Genomic DNA, 15,502 nt, shown 5'->3' with positions numbered 1-15,502 from the left:
TTACTCATGATAGAGCCCGGCGATTTCGATCGACCTGCGACCCTGAATTTACCTTGAGAGCCCTCTTATGTCCTCCACCCCGTCCACCATCCTGGTAGTAGAAGACGATGCCATCGTGCGCATGCTGATCGTCGATGTACTGGAGGAACTGGAGTACAAGGTCCTTGAGGCCGATGGCAGCGAAAAGGCACTGGAGTTTCTCAACGATGAGGACCAGCACATCGATTTGATGATGACCGATGTGGGTTTGCCGGTGATGGATGGCAGAGAACTGGCGAAACAGGCGCGGATGCTGCGTCATGAGTTGCCGATCCTGTTCGCCAGCGGTTATGCCGAGAGCATCGAGCTCCCTGTGGGCATGCAGGTGATTGGAAAGCCGTTTTCGATTGATCAGTTGCGCGACAAGGTCAAAGGCATGCTTGCTTAATCATTCATTACATTTTCTTAGGCGCACTTTTTCCAAAAAATGGTTTGCCGTGTCAACGGCAAACCTTAGCTGCCTATAAATGATCCTGCTGCACTTGAGCAATCAATGCGCCTTCCCTGTTTATTGAAACAATCCATCACACTAACAACCTTGCTACCGGACCTGTGCGGATAAACCTGAGCACGTTTTCCATAGCCTTAGCCTGCCCACCACCGGGTGCACAGGCCGCCCTGGATGGCAGAACATTCCATCGACGTCGTGATCCCTTGCGGCCAGATATGGTTAAATCCCGCGCCTCTCGCGTCACTCAGCCCTCATCCCGAGTCAAGGAAATACCGTTCATGAATCAGCCCCGCGCAACCAAAGTCCTCGTCATTGGTTACGTCTGGCCCGAGCCCCGCTCTTCGGCCGCCAGCGGGCATGTGATGCAGATTCTGGATACGTTTCTGAAACAAGGCTGGGATATTACCTTCAGCAGTCCGGCCGGTACCGGTGAACATCGCGCGGATCTGACGGCGCTAGGCATTCGCGAAGTCCCTATCGAATTGAACAACAGCAGCTTCGACGACTTCGTCAGCCAACTGGCCCCGGATATCGTGCTGTTTGATCAATTCATGATGGAAGAACAATTCGGCTGGCGTGTCGAGAAACACTGCCCCGACGCCTTGCGAGTGCTTGAAACTTCGGATCTGCAAAGCCTGCGGCACGCCCGGCATCAGCGTCTCAAGGATCGCTTGAAGACCAGCGACGATAACAATGATTTCACTGACCTGTTCGCACCGGCATTGCGCGAAGAGTTTGACTTGATGGCCGATACCGATCTGGCCAAACGGGAAATGGCCGCGCTGTATCGTTGCGATTTGAACCTGATGATCTCTGAAGTGGAAATCGAGTTGCTGGTCGAGCAGTTCAAGATGCCGCGCAATTTGCTGCACTGGTGCCCGTTGATGGTCGAACCGCCGAGCGTGCCGGCGGCTGCCTTTGAAGATCGGGCGCACTTTCTCAGCATCGGTAACTTTCGACATGCGCCGAACTGGGATGCGGTGCTCTGGATGAAAACGGCGATCTGGCCGTTGATCCGCGAACAACTACCCGGCGCCCAACTGCACATCTATGGCGCTTACACGCCGCCCAAGGCTACTGCGCTGCATAACGCGGCCCAAGGATTCCATGTCATGAACTGGGCGGAAGACGCCTTGCAAGTGATGTCGGCGGCGCGCGTGTGCCTGGCACCGCTGCGTTTCGGCGCGGGCATCAAGGGCAAGATCATCGACGCCATGCTGTGTGGCACGCCTACAGTCACAACGCCTATCGGCGCAGAAGCAATGCACGGCCAGCATCCCTGGCCTGGCGCCGTGGCCCGGACGGCACGGGAGTTCGCCGATGATGCGGTGCGGTTGTACAAGGATGAAGCACTCTGGACGGACGCCCAATCCAGAGGGCAGGTGTTGTTGGCCAATCGTTATAGACAAGCCGAACATGGCCCGGCACTTATCGAAAAGTTAATAGACTGCCAACAACGCCTCGCCCAACTTAGAACGGATAACTTTACCGGCAGCATGTTGCGTCATCACCACCATAAAAGTACGCAGTATATGGCGCAATGGATTGAAGCAAAAAACCGCACTCACTAACTATCGACACTATCGCTACACACTTTGCATCGTCACGCTTATTGACCCCTTCCACACCCCATCTTATAAATAACTCGCCGGATTAGACTCAGACAAACTTATCCGGCGGCTTTTATCTAACTTACCACTTGATGCAAGGATGCATTAAATGACTACCATTGTTCAAAACAATCTGACACTTAACAACTGGATGGCCAGCACGCCGGCCATTGACACATTGTCACTCTGCGAATTGACCCTGCCGGGCACCCATAACGCTGGCAGCGACTGGAAAGCCTCTTGGCCGCTTATTCCAGGCGCCCACTGGCTGGCTTGTCAGCACCAATCGTTTTACTCGCAACTGTGCAAAGGCTCTCGAGCGTTGGATATCCGACTCGTATTTGACGCCAAGGAACCGGGGCTTGGAAAGTTCCGAATGCATCACAACGGCTACCGCAACAATCGTACCTTGGGGAACTTGTTTACCGACCTGAGGCAGTTTCTTGACGAGAACCCCGATGAATTCATTGTCCTGGACTTCCACGAACTAAAAGGGGATGCGTTTGATTACACTTTTTTCAACAACATGATGATCCATCTTATGGGGCACCTGATAATTCCCACTCGAAACCGTTCTCTGAGCCTGCATCAACTCAAGCAAATCAGTTCTGAGCAAAGGCTCCTGGTCGCGGCCCCTGGGCATTGGCAGCTTGATCGAAACGTGTTCCTTGAACAGATTGAACACCAATGGTCTGGCAGCGGTATCACAAGCGCCGCCGATCTGCAGAAGCACATTACGAGCGTCCTGACCTACCCGCCAGGCACATGGGCACCATGGTCGCTCTCGGCAGCGAGTTACAGCGCCCTCGGTGGCCCCGTGGATATTCATGATGAACTCAATGCCTGGTTCGACCCGGAAAAAAGTGATTGGGCGGCAAAGTGCAACATCATCAATGTTGACTTCATTGAAGAGTCGCAAATTGTTTCCTATTGCCGAACCGCAAACGTATATAAAGCCGCCAAACGAGCCAACTAATCGGCGTACCATTAAACGGCTATCTATGTGTAACTGTTTCCATGACTGGAAATCCTCTTACTCACTTCTATGCTGGGTCATGAAAGCCTTTCTGCGCAGGGCGATCAACACAGGTGTGGCGTGCAGCCAACTCTGATACATGAATTTCGTCGCCCCACGGAGGGGGCGCGTCAACGACAAGGAACTGTCATGACCCAAAACACAGCGGGCACGTTAGACAAACAAAAGTGGATGAGTAACGTCCTGGATATCCATCGATTAAAATTGACCGATATCGTCTGGCCGGGCGCCCATAACGCCGGCATGGATAAACAGGCACCCAATTATGATGTGGTTATCGGCAACTGGACGACGTGTCAAAACGGTTCATTTGCCTGGCAACTGTCCAACGGTGCCCGGGCCTTTGATATCCGCCTGGGTTACACCGAGGGCGCGGACCAGTCGATTTTCTATTTTCACCACAACGGATACCAGTCCCATCGGGTCCTCGATGAACTGATGACAGACGTGTCAGCGTTCCTTGACCGCAATCCCGATGAGTTCATCGTGCTGGATTTCCACCAACTCGCGGATGGGTCCAAACCCTTTGATTATCAGAAACTCAACGATCTTCTGGTGAGTCGACTCGGGCAGCGAGTGATCCCCCCCGGCGACGCCGAAAAAACCATCGGCGAACTGAAGCGGATCAGTCCTCGCCGCCGGGTGGTGTTGGCGGCGCATGGACGGCGGGAACTGGATGAGGATTACTTCTGGCCGCGCATCCCGCACAAGTGGATAAACAAACGGTTTACCGATACCGAGGATCTGCAAAACCATGTTTCCAGCACACTCGAAGACGCGCCGTACGAAACGTTTCTATGGTCGTTATCAGCCACCAGCTACGCATTTCTGGGAGGGCCTCAGGACATCAAAACCCAGATCAATGACTGGTTCAATCCCACCCGGGACTGGGTCACGCGCTGCAGCATCATCAATACCGACTTTTTCGACGAATCAGAGATCGTTCGTTATTGCTGGACGGCCAACAGCATGAAAGCGGTTTACGGCCATGCGTTGCATGAGCGGACTCCGGGCTGACACACGGAACGTTGCACACTGGCATTAGGGGCCTGGAAAGAGGCATGATCAGGGCGCAATGATAATAAAAAGCGCCCTGACATGACCCGAACCGCCAGAGTCACCGATCCTTCCTACGAACTGATGGACGACCATAACGGGTTGTCGATCATCTATCGCCAGCATGGATTCCCCTGCCCGTTGGTGCGGTGGCATTTCCACAAGGAGTACGAGCTGCACCTGATCGTCGCCAGTTCCGGCAAGGTGTTCATCGGCGATTACATTGGCAACTTCTACCCGGAAACCCTGTTCTTGACCGGCCCGAATCTGCCTCACAACTGGATCAGCCAGGTGGCCGAAGACGAGGTAGTGCCCAAGCGCGACATGCTGGTCAATTTCACGGATGAATTGTTCGAGAGCGGTCATCAGGTATTCGCAGAACTGAAGACCCTTGCGCCACTGCTGGAGCGCGCGCAGTACGGCATCGAATTTCGTTGCAAGCGCACCATCCGCCAGGCCATGACGTTGATGCAACGCATCGCCGACACTAAAGGCGTCACCCGGCTCGGGCACTTTTTCATACTGCTGGAGCTGCTCGCGGCCTCTGACGATTTTCAGTTGCTGTCGGGTGCCACCACGCCGCAACTGGCGGATGAACACAATATCGATCGCACCAACCGGGCGGTGGATTACATTTTTGCGCATTACGCCCGGGACCTGCCGCTCGAGGAAGTCGCCGAGCATTTAGGCATGAAGCCAACGTATTTCAGCCGGGTGTTCAAGCAAGCCACCGGGCGCTGCTTCATCGAGTTCGTCAATCGCCTGCGCATCAGCAAGTCCTGCGAGTTGCTGGCCGATGGCGACAAACCGGTGACCGATGTGTGTTTCGAATCGGGTTTCAACAATATTTCCAACTTCAATCGGCGGTTCCAACAGCTCAAGGGCATGACGCCCTCGCATTACCGGCGGCTGGCGGTACAGCGGCTGACCGAACAGAATCTGGCCTGAACGTCTTGGTCACAGGGCGTTCTGGGCCATACGCCATACCTTTAGGCGCGAGGCTTGCCCGCGAAGGGGGCCAGAAAACCTGTACAAAATCGATGACTGTTCACCTCTGTGAAGCCTGTCCTTGTATCTCCCCCCATTAATCCCAGTGCAAAAAAGTATCGATTCAAGTGCGACGGATGATTTGTCACATCCTCAATTGAAGGCTGTAATCAGTGCACATTCTTCCTGCCCTCGGAAGACACAAAAACAATAACTGTCCTTCTGTCCCCCATCGGGTGCAGAAAAGGAGTGCACGATGCAACCTTCTGTAAAAGCTCTGCTTGCCCTCACCTGCATGACCCTCAGCAGCGTCAGTCTTGGCGCTCAGACGCTGACCATCGCCACCGTCAACAACAGCGACATGATCCGCATGCAAAAGCTCTCGAAAACCTTCGAGGCCGAGCATCCGGACATCAAGCTCAATTGGGTGGTGCTGGAAGAAAACGTCCTGCGCCAACGCCTGACCACTGACATCGCCACCCAGGGCGGGCAGTTCGACGTGCTGACCATTGGCATGTACGAAGCCGCACTCTGGGGCGCCAAGGGCTGGCTGGAGCCGATGAAGGATCTGCCGGCCACCTACGCCCTCGACGATGTGTTCCCTTCGGTGCGTGAAGGCCTTTCGGTCAAGGGCTCGCTCTACGCCCTGCCGTTTTACGCGGAAAGCTCCATCACCTATTACCGCACCGACCTGTTCAAGGACGCCGGGCTGACCATGCCCGAGCGCCCGACCTGGACCCAGATCGGCGAATTCGCCAGCAAGCTCACCAATAAAGACAAAGAACAGTACGGCATCTGCCTGCGTGGCAAGGCCGGTTGGGGCGAGAACATGGCGCTGATCACCACCGTCGCCAATGCCTATGGGGCACGCTGGTTTGATGAGCAGTGGAAGCCGGAATTCACTGGTCCTGAGTGGAAAAACGCCTTGAATTTCTACGTCGACACCATGAAGAAATCCGGCCCGCCGGGTGCCTCCAGTAACGGCTTCAACGAAAACCTTGCGTTGTTCAACAGCGGCAAGTGCGCGATCTGGGTAGACGCCAGCGTTGCCGGTTCCTTCGTCACCGACAAAACCCAAAGCAAGGTCAGCGAGCACGTTGGCTTTACTTATGCGCCGCATGAGACCACCGACAAAGGTTCAGCCTGGTTGTATTCCTGGGCGCTGGCGATCCCGACCAGTTCCAAGGCCAAGGACGCGGCGAAAACCTTCAGTGCCTGGGCTACCTCCAAGGAATACGGCGCATTGGTTGCCGAAAAAGACGGTATCGCCAACGTGCCGCCCGGCACTCGGGCCTCGACCTACAGCGAGGCTTACATGAGCGCCGCACCGTTTGCCAAGGTCACGCTGGAATCACTGAAAGCGGCGGACCCGAGCAAACCGACCCTCAAACCGGTGCCTTACATTGGCATCCAGTTGGTGACTATCCCTGAATTCCAGGCGGTGGGCACCCAGGTCGGCAAGTTGTTCTCGGCGGCGCTGATTGGCCAGACCACGGTCGACCAGGCACTGACGGCGGCCCAGCAAACCACCGAACGTGAGATGAAACGCGCCGGTTATCCCAAATAACCCCTAGCCATCCAAATTGTGGCGAGGGCGCTTGCTCCCGCTGGGCTGCCTAGCGGCCCCAAATCCGGGAAACGCGATTCATCAGACAGACCGCATTTTCCGGATTTGCGACTGCTTCGCAGCCGAGCGGGAGCAAGCTCCCTCGCCACAGGGTCTCGCCGTATTTCGAGCAAGTGATCGCCATGAATATTTCAACTGCCAAAGCTCACATGGACATCCCCCAACCGGTGCGTAAAAGCCGATTGGCCAATCCCGGCTGGTTTCTGGTCAGCCCCTCGGTGGCGTTGTTGCTGCTGTGGATGATCGTGCCGCTGGGCATGACCGTTTACTTTTCAATGATCCGCTACAACCTTCTCTATCCCGGCGAAAACGAATTCGTCGGGCTGGAGAACTTCACGTACTTCCTGACTGACTCCGGGTTCATGCCCGGCGCCACCAACACCCTGTTGCTGGTCGGCAGCGTGCTGCTAATCAGCGTGGTACTGGGTGTGCTGATCAGTGCCTTGCTGGAGGCCAGCGAATTCCTCGGTCGCGGCATCGTGCGGGTGATGCTGATCTCGCCGTTTTTCATCATGCCCACCGTCGGTGCGCTGATCTGGAAGAACCTGATTTTCCATCCGGTGTCGGGGATTCTCGCCTACGTCTGGAAGCTGTTCGGCGCACAGCCGGTGGACTGGCTGGCGCACTACCCGCTGCTGTCGATCATCATAATCGTGTCCTGGCAATGGCTGCCCTTCGCGATCCTGATCCTGATGACCGCCATGCAATCCCTCGACCAGGAACAGAAAGAAGCCGCACGCCTCGACGGGGCCGGGCCGATCGCGATCTTCTGGCACCTGACCCTGCCGCACCTGGCACGGCCGATTGCGGTCGTGGTGATGATCGAAACCATCTTCCTGCTCTCGGTGTTCGCCGAAATCTTCACCACCACCAACGGCGGTCCCGGCTATGCCTCGACCAACCTGGCGTACCTGATCTACAACCAGGCGCTGGTGCAGTTCGACGTCGGCATGGCGTCCGCCGGCGGCTTGATCGCGGTGGTGATCGCCAACATCGCGGCCATCGTGCTGGTGCGCATGATCGGCAAAAACCTGACCGACAAGACCTGAGGCCTGCGCCATGACTCTTCAACAATCCCGCCGCCTGCAAAGCCTGCTGCTCGGCACCCTGGCCTGGGCCATCGCGATCCTGATCTTCTTCCCGATTTTCTGGATGGTGTTGACCAGTTTCAAAACCGAAATCGACGCCTTCGCCACGCCGCCGCAGTTCATCTTCACGCCGACGCTGGAGAACTACCTGCACATCAACGAGCGCAGCGATTACTTCAGCTTCGCCTGGAACTCGGTGGTGATTTCGTTCAGCGCTACGGCTCTGTGCCTGCTGATCGCGGTGCCGGCGGCCTACTCCATGGCGTTCTACGAAACCCAGCGCACCAAAGGCACGCTGCTGTGGATGCTCTCCACCAAGATGCTGCCGCCGGTGGGCGTGCTGATGCCGATCTACCTGTTGGCCAAGAGCTTCGGCCTGCTCGATACGCGCATCGCGCTGATTGTGATCTACACGCTGATCAACCTGCCGATCGTGGTCTGGATGATTTACACCTACTTCAAGGACATCCCCAAAGACATCCTCGAAGCCGCGCGCCTCGACGGTGCCACGCTTTGGCAGGAAATGGTCCGGGTGCTGCTGCCGATCGCCAAGGGAGGCCTGGCCTCCACCGTGCTGCTGTCGCTGATCCTGTGCTGGAACGAGGCGTTCTGGTCGCTGAACCTGACCTCGTCGAAAGCCGCGCCACTGACCGCGTTGATCGCTTCGTACTCCAGCCCCGAAGGCCTGTTCTGGGCCAAGTTGTCGGCGGTGTCGACCCTGGCCTGCGCGCCGATCCTGATTTTCGGCTGGATCAGCCAGAAACAACTGGTCCGCGGCCTGTCGTTTGGCGCTGTGAAATGACCTGCCGACATGCAAATCCCTGTGGGAGCGAACCTGCTCGCGATGAGGGAGTGTCATGCAGCATTAATGCATCTGACTTACCGCAATCGCGAGCAGGCTCGCTCCCACAGAAAAGCCCGCCCGGCTCAACTGAATAACAACACGTGGAGGCCCATCATCATGGCCAACCTGAAAATCAAGAATCTGCAAAAAGGCTTCGAAGGCTTTTCCATCATCAAAGGCATCGACCTGGAAGTGAACGACAAGGAGTTCGTGGTCTTCGTCGGCCCGTCGGGCTGCGGCAAATCCACCCTGCTGCGCCTGATCGCCGGCTTGGAAGAAGTCAGCGGCGGCACCATTGAACTCGACGGTCGCGACATCACCGAAGTCAGCCCGGCCAAACGCGACCTGGCGATGGTGTTCCAGACCTACGCCCTGTACCCGCACATGACCGTAAAAAAGAACATGTCGTTTGCCCTTGATCTGGCCGGCGTACCAAAGGCTGAAGTCGAGAAGAAAGTCGGTGAAGCGGCGCGCATCCTCGAACTGGGGCCAATGCTTGAGCGCAAGCCCAAGCAACTCTCCGGCGGCCAGCGTCAACGTGTCGCAATCGGCCGCGCCATCGTGCGCAACCCGAAAATCTTCCTGTTCGACGAACCGCTGTCCAACCTCGACGCCGCGCTTCGCGTGCAGATGCGCCTGGAACTGTTGCGCCTGCACAAAGACCTGCAAGCGACGATGATCTACGTGACCCACGATCAGGTCGAAGCGATGACCATGGCCGACAAAGTGGTCGTCCTCAACGGCGGCAAAATCGAGCAGGTCGGCTCGCCGCTGGACTTGTACCACCAGCCAGCCAACCTGTTTGTCGCCGGGTTCCTCGGCACGCCGAAAATGGGTTTCCTCAAAGGCAAAGTCACCCGAGTCGAGAGCCAAAGCTGTGAAGTCCTGCTGGACGCCGGCACCCGCATCACCCTGCCGCTGAGCGGTGCCCAACTGAACGTCGGCGGCGCGGTGACCCTGGGCATTCGTCCGGAGCACCTCAACCTCGCGCAAACCGGCGACTGCACCTTGCAGGTCACCGCCGACGTCAGCGAACGCCTGGGCAGCGACACCTTCTGCCACGTCGTGACCGCTTCCGGCGAAGCGTTGACCATGCGCGTTCGTGGCGACCTCGCCAGCCGTTACGGCGAAGCCTTGAGCCTGCACCTGGACGCCGAACACTGCCATTTATTCGATGCCGACGGCGTTGCGCTCACCCGCCCGCTGCGTGCAGCGGCCTGATTTAGAGAGCCTGTGATGAAACTCAACCAACAGAACCTCAACCGCCTTGCGCCCGAAGTGGCCCTGCCCGCCTACGCCCTGAGCGATACGCGCCAAGGCATCGCCCACATCGGTGTCGGAGGTTTTCACCGTGCCCATCAGGCGTATTACACCGACGCCTTGATGAATACCGGAGAAGGCCTGGACTGGGCGATTTGCGGGGTCGGCCTGCGCGCCGAAGACCGTCGCGCCCGGGACGATCTGAAAGAGCAGGATTACCTCTTCACCCTGTTCGAACTGGGCGACACCGACGACACTGAAGTCCGGGTCATCGGCGCGATTCGCGACATGCTGTTGGCCGAAGACGGCGCGCAGGTGTTGATCGACAAGCTCGCCAGCCCAGAGATCCGCATCGTCTCGCTGACCATCACCGAAGGCGGTTATTGCATCGACGACAGCAACGGCGAGTTCATGGCGCACCTGCCGCAAATCCAGCACGACCTGGCCAACCCGAACGCACCGAAAACCGTGTTCGGCTTCCTCTGCGCCGCGCTGGCCAAACGTCGCGCCGCCGGCACGCCGGCCTTCACCTTGATGTCCTGCGATAACCTGCCGCACAACGGCGCCGTCACCCGCAAAGCCTTGTTGGCCTTCGCCGCGTTGCGCGATGCCGATCTGCGTGACTGGATCGCCAACAGCGTGAGCTTCCCCAACGCGATGGTCGACCGCATCACGCCAATGACCAGCACCGAACACAAGCTGCAACTGCACGACAAACATGGCGTCGACGATGCCTGGCCGGTGGTCTGCGAACCCTTTGTGCAGTGGGTGCTGGAAGACAAGTTCGTCAACGGGCGTCCGGCCTGGGAAAAGGTCGGCGTGCAATTCACCGACGACGTCACACCGTATGAAGAAATGAAGATCAAACTGCTCAACGGCAGTCATTTGGCCCTGACGTATCTGGGGTTTCTGAAGGGTTATCGCTTCGTACACGAGACCATGAATGATCCGCTGTTTGTGCGCTACATGCGTGCCTACATGGACCTGGACGTCACCCCGCAACTGTCGCCCGTGCCGGGCATTGACCTGACGGATTACAAGAACACGCTGGTGGCGCGTTTCTCCAATCAGGCCATCGCCGATCAGCTGGAGCGTGTGTGTTCGGACGGCTCGTCGAAGTTTCCCAAGTTCACCATTCCAACCATTAATCGCCTGATTGCCGATGGCCAGGAAACCAAGCGTGCCGCGCTGGTGGTGGCAGCCTGGGCGTTGTATTTGAAGGGGGTGGATGAGAATGGTGACACCTACTCGATTCCCGATCCACGGGCGGCGTTCTGCCAGGCCTTGGTGGCCGATGATGCGTTGATGACCCAGCGGTTGCTGGAGGTTGAGGAGATCTTTGGTACGGCGATTCCCCGTTCTCCGGCGTTTGTGGCGGCGTTTGAATGGTGCTGTAACAGCTTGCGGGAGGTGGGTGTGACGCGGACGCTGGAGCGGGTGCTGGCGTAAATGCGGCGGTGACAATGCTGCCGTCTTCGCGAGCAGGCTCGCTCCCACATTGGATCGTTGTCGAACATGACTAAACATCTCCTGTGGCAGCGGGCTTACCCGCGATGACGGACTGACCGACAACCTAAATGTCGAACCTGACGATCCAAGGACCTTCGATGGCAAACCAACAATTATTCCTCGGCATTGACTGCGGCACCCAAGGCACCAAAGCCGTGATCCTAGACGCCCACACTGGCCAGGTCCTGGGCCAGGGCGCCGCTGTGCACAGCTTGATCAGCGGCGCCAACGGTCGCCGCGAGCAAGACACCGGCCAGTGGCTCGAAGCGTTCACCCTGGCCACCCGCCGTGCGTTACTCGCGGCGAAAGTCGACGGTCAGGACATCCTTGGCCTCGGCGTCTCCGGACAGCAACACGGCCTGGTATTGCTCGATGACCAAGGTCAGGTGCTGCGTCCGGCGAAGCTTTGGTGCGACACCGAATCCACCCCGGAAAATGACCGTCTCCTGGCTCAACTCGGTGGCGAAAAGGGTTCACTTGAGCGCCTGGGTGTGGTCATCGCGCCCGGCTACACCGTTTCCAAACTGCTGTGGACCAAAGAACAGCACCCGGACATTTTCGCCCGGATCGCCCACATCCTCCTGCCCCACGACTACCTGAACCACTGGCTCACCGGCCGCAGTTGCAGCGAGTACGGCGACGCGTCAGGCACCGGCTATTTCAACGTGCGGACCCGCCAATGGGATTTGCAGTTGCTGCGCGACATCGACCCGAGCGGACGCCTGCAAGCCGCGTTACCGGAGTTGATCGATGCGCATCAAGCCGTCGGCACGATCCTGCCCGGCATCGCCGAACAGCTTGGCATCAACCCGCAGGCGCTGGTCTCCAGCGGGGGCGGCGACAACATGATGGGTGCGATCGGCACCGGCAATATCAAGCCCGGTGCGATCACCATGAGCCTCGGCTCTTCGGGGACGGTGTACGCCTATGCTGACCAGCCGAAAGTCAGCCCGGATGCTTCGGTCGCCACGTTCTGCTCGTCCAGCGGTGGCTGGCTGCCGTTGATCTGCACCATGAACCTGACCAACGTCACGGGGGTCATTCGCGAGCTGTTCGCCCTTGATATCGAACACTTCAACGATTTGGTCGAGCAGGCGCCCATCGGTGCTGAAGGCGTGTGCATGCTGCCATTCCTCAATGGCGAGCGCGTCCCCGCCCTGCCCCATGCCACCGGCAGCCTGCTGGGCTTGACCATGACCAACCTGACCCAGGCCAACCTGTGCCGCGCAGTCGTCGAAGGCACGACCTTCGGTTTGCGTTATGGACTGGACCTGCTGCGCCAGAATGGCTTACAAAGCCGCAGCATTTGCCTGATCGGCGGCGGCTCGAAAAGCCCGGTGTGGCGCCAGATCGTCGCCGACATCATGAACACCCCGGTGATCTGTACCGAGCAGAGCGAAGCGGCAGCCCTGGGCGCAGCGATTCAGGCGGCGTGGTGCAAGTCCAGGGCAAACGGCCACGAGGACAGTCTGGCGGACCTTTGCGAGCGTTGTGTAAAGCTCGATCTGGCCAGTGAAACCTTGCCGATTGCCGACAATGTGGCGGCCTGTCAGCAGGCCTATGAACGTTATCAACAACATGTCGCAACCCTTTAAAGAGCGAACAACTATGTATCTGGTGTGTGGCGAAGCGCTGTTCGATTTCTTCAGTGAAGACGACGCCAGCGGCCTGGCTTCAAAAGTGAACTTCAAGGCAATTGCCGGCGGTTCGCCGTTCAATGTGGCGGTTGGTTTGCGGCGATTGGGCGTGGAAGCGGCGCTCTTTGCAGGACTCTCCACCGACTACCTTGGCCGACGCTTGCAGCAAGTGCTGCAGGACGAAGGTGTGCGCCCGGATTACCTGGTGGAATTCGCCGCACCGACCACACTGGCAATGGTCGCGGTCGGGGCCAATGGCTCGCCGCACTACAGCTTTCGTGGTGAAGGTTGCGCGGACCGCCAGCTCAAACCTGAACATTTGCCTGAGCTGGGGCCGCAAGTGCGTGGTTTGCACATTGGCTCGTTCTCCCTGGTGGTGCAGCCGATTGCCGACACGCTGCTGGCGTTGGTGCAGCGGGAAAGCGGAAAACGTCTGATCAGCCTTGATCCGAATGTCCGACTCAATCCTGAACCGAATATCGACCTGTGGCGTTCGAGGATTGCGACGCTGGTTGAGTTGGCGGATCTGATCAAAGTCAGCGATGAGGATTTGAGTCTGTTGTACCCCGAGCAGGATCCGCAGCGGGTGATTGAAGGTTGGTTGCAGCATCGCTGTCAGTTGGTGTTCCTGACCCGAGGTGGTGAAGGTGCCACGGTGTTCAGCCGCACTCAGGGTTCGTGGTCAGTACCGGCGAGCTCAGTGAAAATCGCTGATACCGTGGGCGCGGGCGATACGTTCCAGGCGGCGTTGATTACCTGGTTGACCGAGCAGCAGCTGGATTCGGTTGCGGGTGTGCAATCCCTTGAGCGCGGGCAAATCGACGGGATGTTGAAGTTTGCGGTACAGGCAGCGGCGCTGACGTGCAGCAAGACCGGGCCGGATTTGCCGTATCGGCAGCAACTCAACTGACAGATCGTTCCTACGTTCCGCGTGGGAATACAGCCCGGGGCGCTCCGCGTCCAAAGCGGACGCGGAGCGTCCAGTGAGGCATTCCCACGCAGAGCGCAGGAACGATCAACAGGATCATCGGCAATGGCGGCAGCAGGCTTTATATCAGCCGAAGAGGACTTTAGTCTGGAAATGACTGTTGATTCTTGGCCACCTGGAAGGTGTGGCGCAGTGATACCCAGGAAAAGATAACTAAAAATCCCCTGCATTCATTGGCCGAAACCTTGTATCTAAGGGTTTTCCCGATAGCCCAACGCATCCACTCCTACGCCATTTGCGCCTTGAACGTGGCGGTTTAATCCTGCACCATCCGCACCAGCTTATTCAAAGGACGGAATTAAAGGCATGCTGGACGCGAACGCAACCCATATTTCCCTGACGCTGGAAGGCGTTTCCGTTGACCTGCAAGTGCTCAGCTTCGTCGGTCGCGAAACCCTCAATCAACCGTTCTGTTTCGACATCGAACTGGTCAGCGCCCGTCCCGATCTGAAACTTGAAGAGTTACTGCACAAGCCTGGCTGCCTGACCTTCGGCGCCACCGGCAAGGGCATCATTCACGGTCTGGTCTATCGCATCGAGCAAGGCGATTCCGGCAAAAGCCTGACGCGCTACAGCATCAGCCTGGTCCCGCAACTCGCTTACCTGCGCCACAACCATGACCAGCAGATCTTCCAGCATTTAAGTGTGCCGAAGATCATCGCCCAGGTACTGGAGGCGCGCGGCATCCTGTCTGACGCCTACAGTTTCCAGCTCGGCGCGATCTACCCCGAGCGCGATTACTGCGTCCAGTACGACGAATCCGACCTGCACTTCATCCAGCGCCTGTGCGAAGAGGAAGGCATTCACTTCCACTTCCAGCACAGCGCCAGCGGCCACAAACTCGTCTTCGGCGATGACCAGACGGTGTTCCGCAAACTCGCACCCGTGGCCTACCAGCAAGACTCCGGCATGGCGGCCACGAAACCGGTGATCAAGCGCTTCAACCTGCGCCTGGAAACCCGCACCTCCCGCGTCAGCCGCCGCGACTACGACTTCGAAAAACCACGCATCCTGCCCGAAGGCGCCGCCAAGAGCACTTTCGCGCCGGACCTCGAAGACTACGACTACCCCGGCCGCTTCCTGACCCGCGAGCGCGGCAAACAACTGGCGACCCGCGCGCTGGAGCGCCATCGCAGCGATTACAAACTGGCCGAAGGCAAAGGCGACGAGCCAACCCTCGTCAGCGGCCACTTCATGGCCCTGAGCGAACACCCGCGTGCCGAGTGGAACGATCTCTGGCTGCTGCTCGAAGTCGTGCACGAAGGCAAGCAGCCGCAAGTGCTCGGCAAAAACGTCACCAGCGACGTCACCCACAACAAAGACGATTTCCATCAGGGCTACCGCAACACCTTCCTTGCCACCCCGTGGGA

At 58.1% G+C, this 15,502-nt stretch carries 13 protein-coding genes; all 13 read left to right on the top strand.

The annotated features are described in order from the left end of the window. Positions 1–67 precede the first annotated feature (67 nt). Positions 68–427 carry a response regulator gene (locus tag QMX98_RS03865; protein WP_282410266.1) on the top strand — a complete coding sequence of 120 codons (360 nt, stop codon included), beginning with the start codon at positions 68–70 and terminating at the stop codon, positions 425–427. Positions 428–768: 341 nt separating this feature from the next. After that, positions 769–2,061, top strand: coding sequence for a glycosyltransferase (locus QMX98_RS03860; protein WP_145307636.1), 1,293 nt, complete (start codon positions 769–771; stop codon positions 2,059–2,061). A 148-nt stretch (positions 2,062–2,209) separates the two neighbouring features. Next, positions 2,210–3,076 carry a phospholipase gene (locus tag QMX98_RS03855; RefSeq protein WP_154504739.1) on the top strand — a complete coding sequence of 289 codons (867 nt, stop codon included), beginning with the start codon at positions 2,210–2,212 and terminating at the stop codon, positions 3,074–3,076. Between the two features lie 189 nt (positions 3,077–3,265). Beyond that, positions 3,266–4,153, top strand: a complete 888-nt coding sequence (locus QMX98_RS03850; protein WP_145307640.1) for a phospholipase — start codon at positions 3,266–3,268, stop codon at positions 4,151–4,153. 81 nt (positions 4,154–4,234) lie between these two features. After that, positions 4,235–5,140 carry an AraC family transcriptional regulator gene (locus QMX98_RS03845; RefSeq protein WP_077747836.1) on the top strand — a complete coding sequence of 302 codons (906 nt, stop codon included), beginning with the start codon at positions 4,235–4,237 and terminating at the stop codon, positions 5,138–5,140. Positions 5,141–5,435: 295 nt separating this feature from the next. Continuing rightward, positions 5,436–6,746: a sugar ABC transporter substrate-binding protein gene (locus QMX98_RS03840; protein WP_102593498.1), complete on the top strand. Its 1,311-nt coding sequence runs from the start codon at positions 5,436–5,438 to the stop codon at positions 6,744–6,746. A gap of 209 nt (positions 6,747–6,955) precedes the next feature. Then, a complete protein-coding gene (locus QMX98_RS03835) occupies positions 6,956–7,855 on the top strand; it encodes a sugar ABC transporter permease (protein ID WP_256597514.1) in 900 nt (299 codons plus the stop codon). Between the two features lie 10 nt (positions 7,856–7,865). Beyond that, the gene (locus QMX98_RS03830; RefSeq protein WP_007936731.1) at positions 7,866–8,696 is read left to right on the top strand and encodes a carbohydrate ABC transporter permease; all 831 of its coding nucleotides are present in this window, start codon (positions 7,866–7,868) and stop codon (positions 8,694–8,696) included. 159 nt (positions 8,697–8,855) lie between these two features. Then, the gene (gene ugpC, locus QMX98_RS03825) at positions 8,856–9,959 is read left to right on the top strand and encodes a sn-glycerol-3-phosphate ABC transporter ATP-binding protein UgpC (protein ID WP_077747830.1); all 1,104 of its coding nucleotides are present in this window, start codon (positions 8,856–8,858) and stop codon (positions 9,957–9,959) included. 15 nt (positions 9,960–9,974) lie between these two features. Beyond that, entirely contained in the window at positions 9,975–11,447 is a 1,473-nt protein-coding gene (locus tag QMX98_RS03820; protein ID WP_083376706.1) for a mannitol dehydrogenase family protein, read from the top strand. A 158-nt stretch (positions 11,448–11,605) separates the two neighbouring features. Then, positions 11,606–13,102: a xylulokinase gene (gene xylB / locus QMX98_RS03815; protein WP_200666127.1), complete on the top strand. Its 1,497-nt coding sequence runs from the start codon at positions 11,606–11,608 to the stop codon at positions 13,100–13,102. A 13-nt stretch (positions 13,103–13,115) separates the two neighbouring features. Then, positions 13,116–14,054, top strand: a complete 939-nt coding sequence (locus tag QMX98_RS03810; protein WP_282410265.1) for a carbohydrate kinase — start codon at positions 13,116–13,118, stop codon at positions 14,052–14,054. A gap of 384 nt (positions 14,055–14,438) precedes the next feature. Next, on the top strand, positions 14,439–15,502 hold a 1,064-nt coding region (tssI, locus tag QMX98_RS03805; protein WP_282410264.1), incomplete at its 3' end, for a type VI secretion system tip protein TssI/VgrG.

This window comes from Pseudomonas sp. PS02303 (assembly GCF_029959925.1).
GTDB lineage: Bacteria > Pseudomonadota > Gammaproteobacteria > Pseudomonadales > Pseudomonadaceae > Aquipseudomonas > Aquipseudomonas mandelii.
The sequence above is the reverse complement of the archived record's forward strand: the minus strand, read 5'-3'. Positions and strand labels throughout refer to the sequence as shown.

Bases quoted from the DNA above. Each gene is read 5' to 3' on its own strand.
- QMX98_RS03865 (WP_282410266.1), top strand. From the start codon at position 68: ATGTCCTCCACCCCGTCCACCATCCTGGTAGTAGAAGACGATGCCATC.
- QMX98_RS03860 (WP_145307636.1), top strand. From the start codon at position 769: ATGAATCAGCCCCGCGCAACCAAAGTCCTCGTCATTGGTTACGTCTGG.
- QMX98_RS03855 (WP_154504739.1), top strand. From the start codon at position 2,210: ATGACTACCATTGTTCAAAACAATCTGACACTTAACAACTGGATGGCC.
- QMX98_RS03850 (WP_145307640.1), top strand. From the start codon at position 3,266: ATGACCCAAAACACAGCGGGCACGTTAGACAAACAAAAGTGGATGAGT.
- QMX98_RS03845 (WP_077747836.1), top strand. From the start codon at position 4,235: ATGACCCGAACCGCCAGAGTCACCGATCCTTCCTACGAACTGATGGAC.
- QMX98_RS03840 (WP_102593498.1), top strand. From the start codon at position 5,436: ATGCAACCTTCTGTAAAAGCTCTGCTTGCCCTCACCTGCATGACCCTC.
- QMX98_RS03835 (WP_256597514.1), top strand. From the start codon at position 6,956: ATGGACATCCCCCAACCGGTGCGTAAAAGCCGATTGGCCAATCCCGGC.
- QMX98_RS03830 (WP_007936731.1), top strand. From the start codon at position 7,866: ATGACTCTTCAACAATCCCGCCGCCTGCAAAGCCTGCTGCTCGGCACC.
- ugpC (WP_077747830.1), top strand. From the start codon at position 8,856: ATGGCCAACCTGAAAATCAAGAATCTGCAAAAAGGCTTCGAAGGCTTT.
- QMX98_RS03820 (WP_083376706.1), top strand. From the start codon at position 9,975: ATGAAACTCAACCAACAGAACCTCAACCGCCTTGCGCCCGAAGTGGCC.
- xylB (WP_200666127.1), top strand. From the start codon at position 11,606: ATGGCAAACCAACAATTATTCCTCGGCATTGACTGCGGCACCCAAGGC.
- QMX98_RS03810 (WP_282410265.1), top strand. From the start codon at position 13,116: ATGTATCTGGTGTGTGGCGAAGCGCTGTTCGATTTCTTCAGTGAAGAC.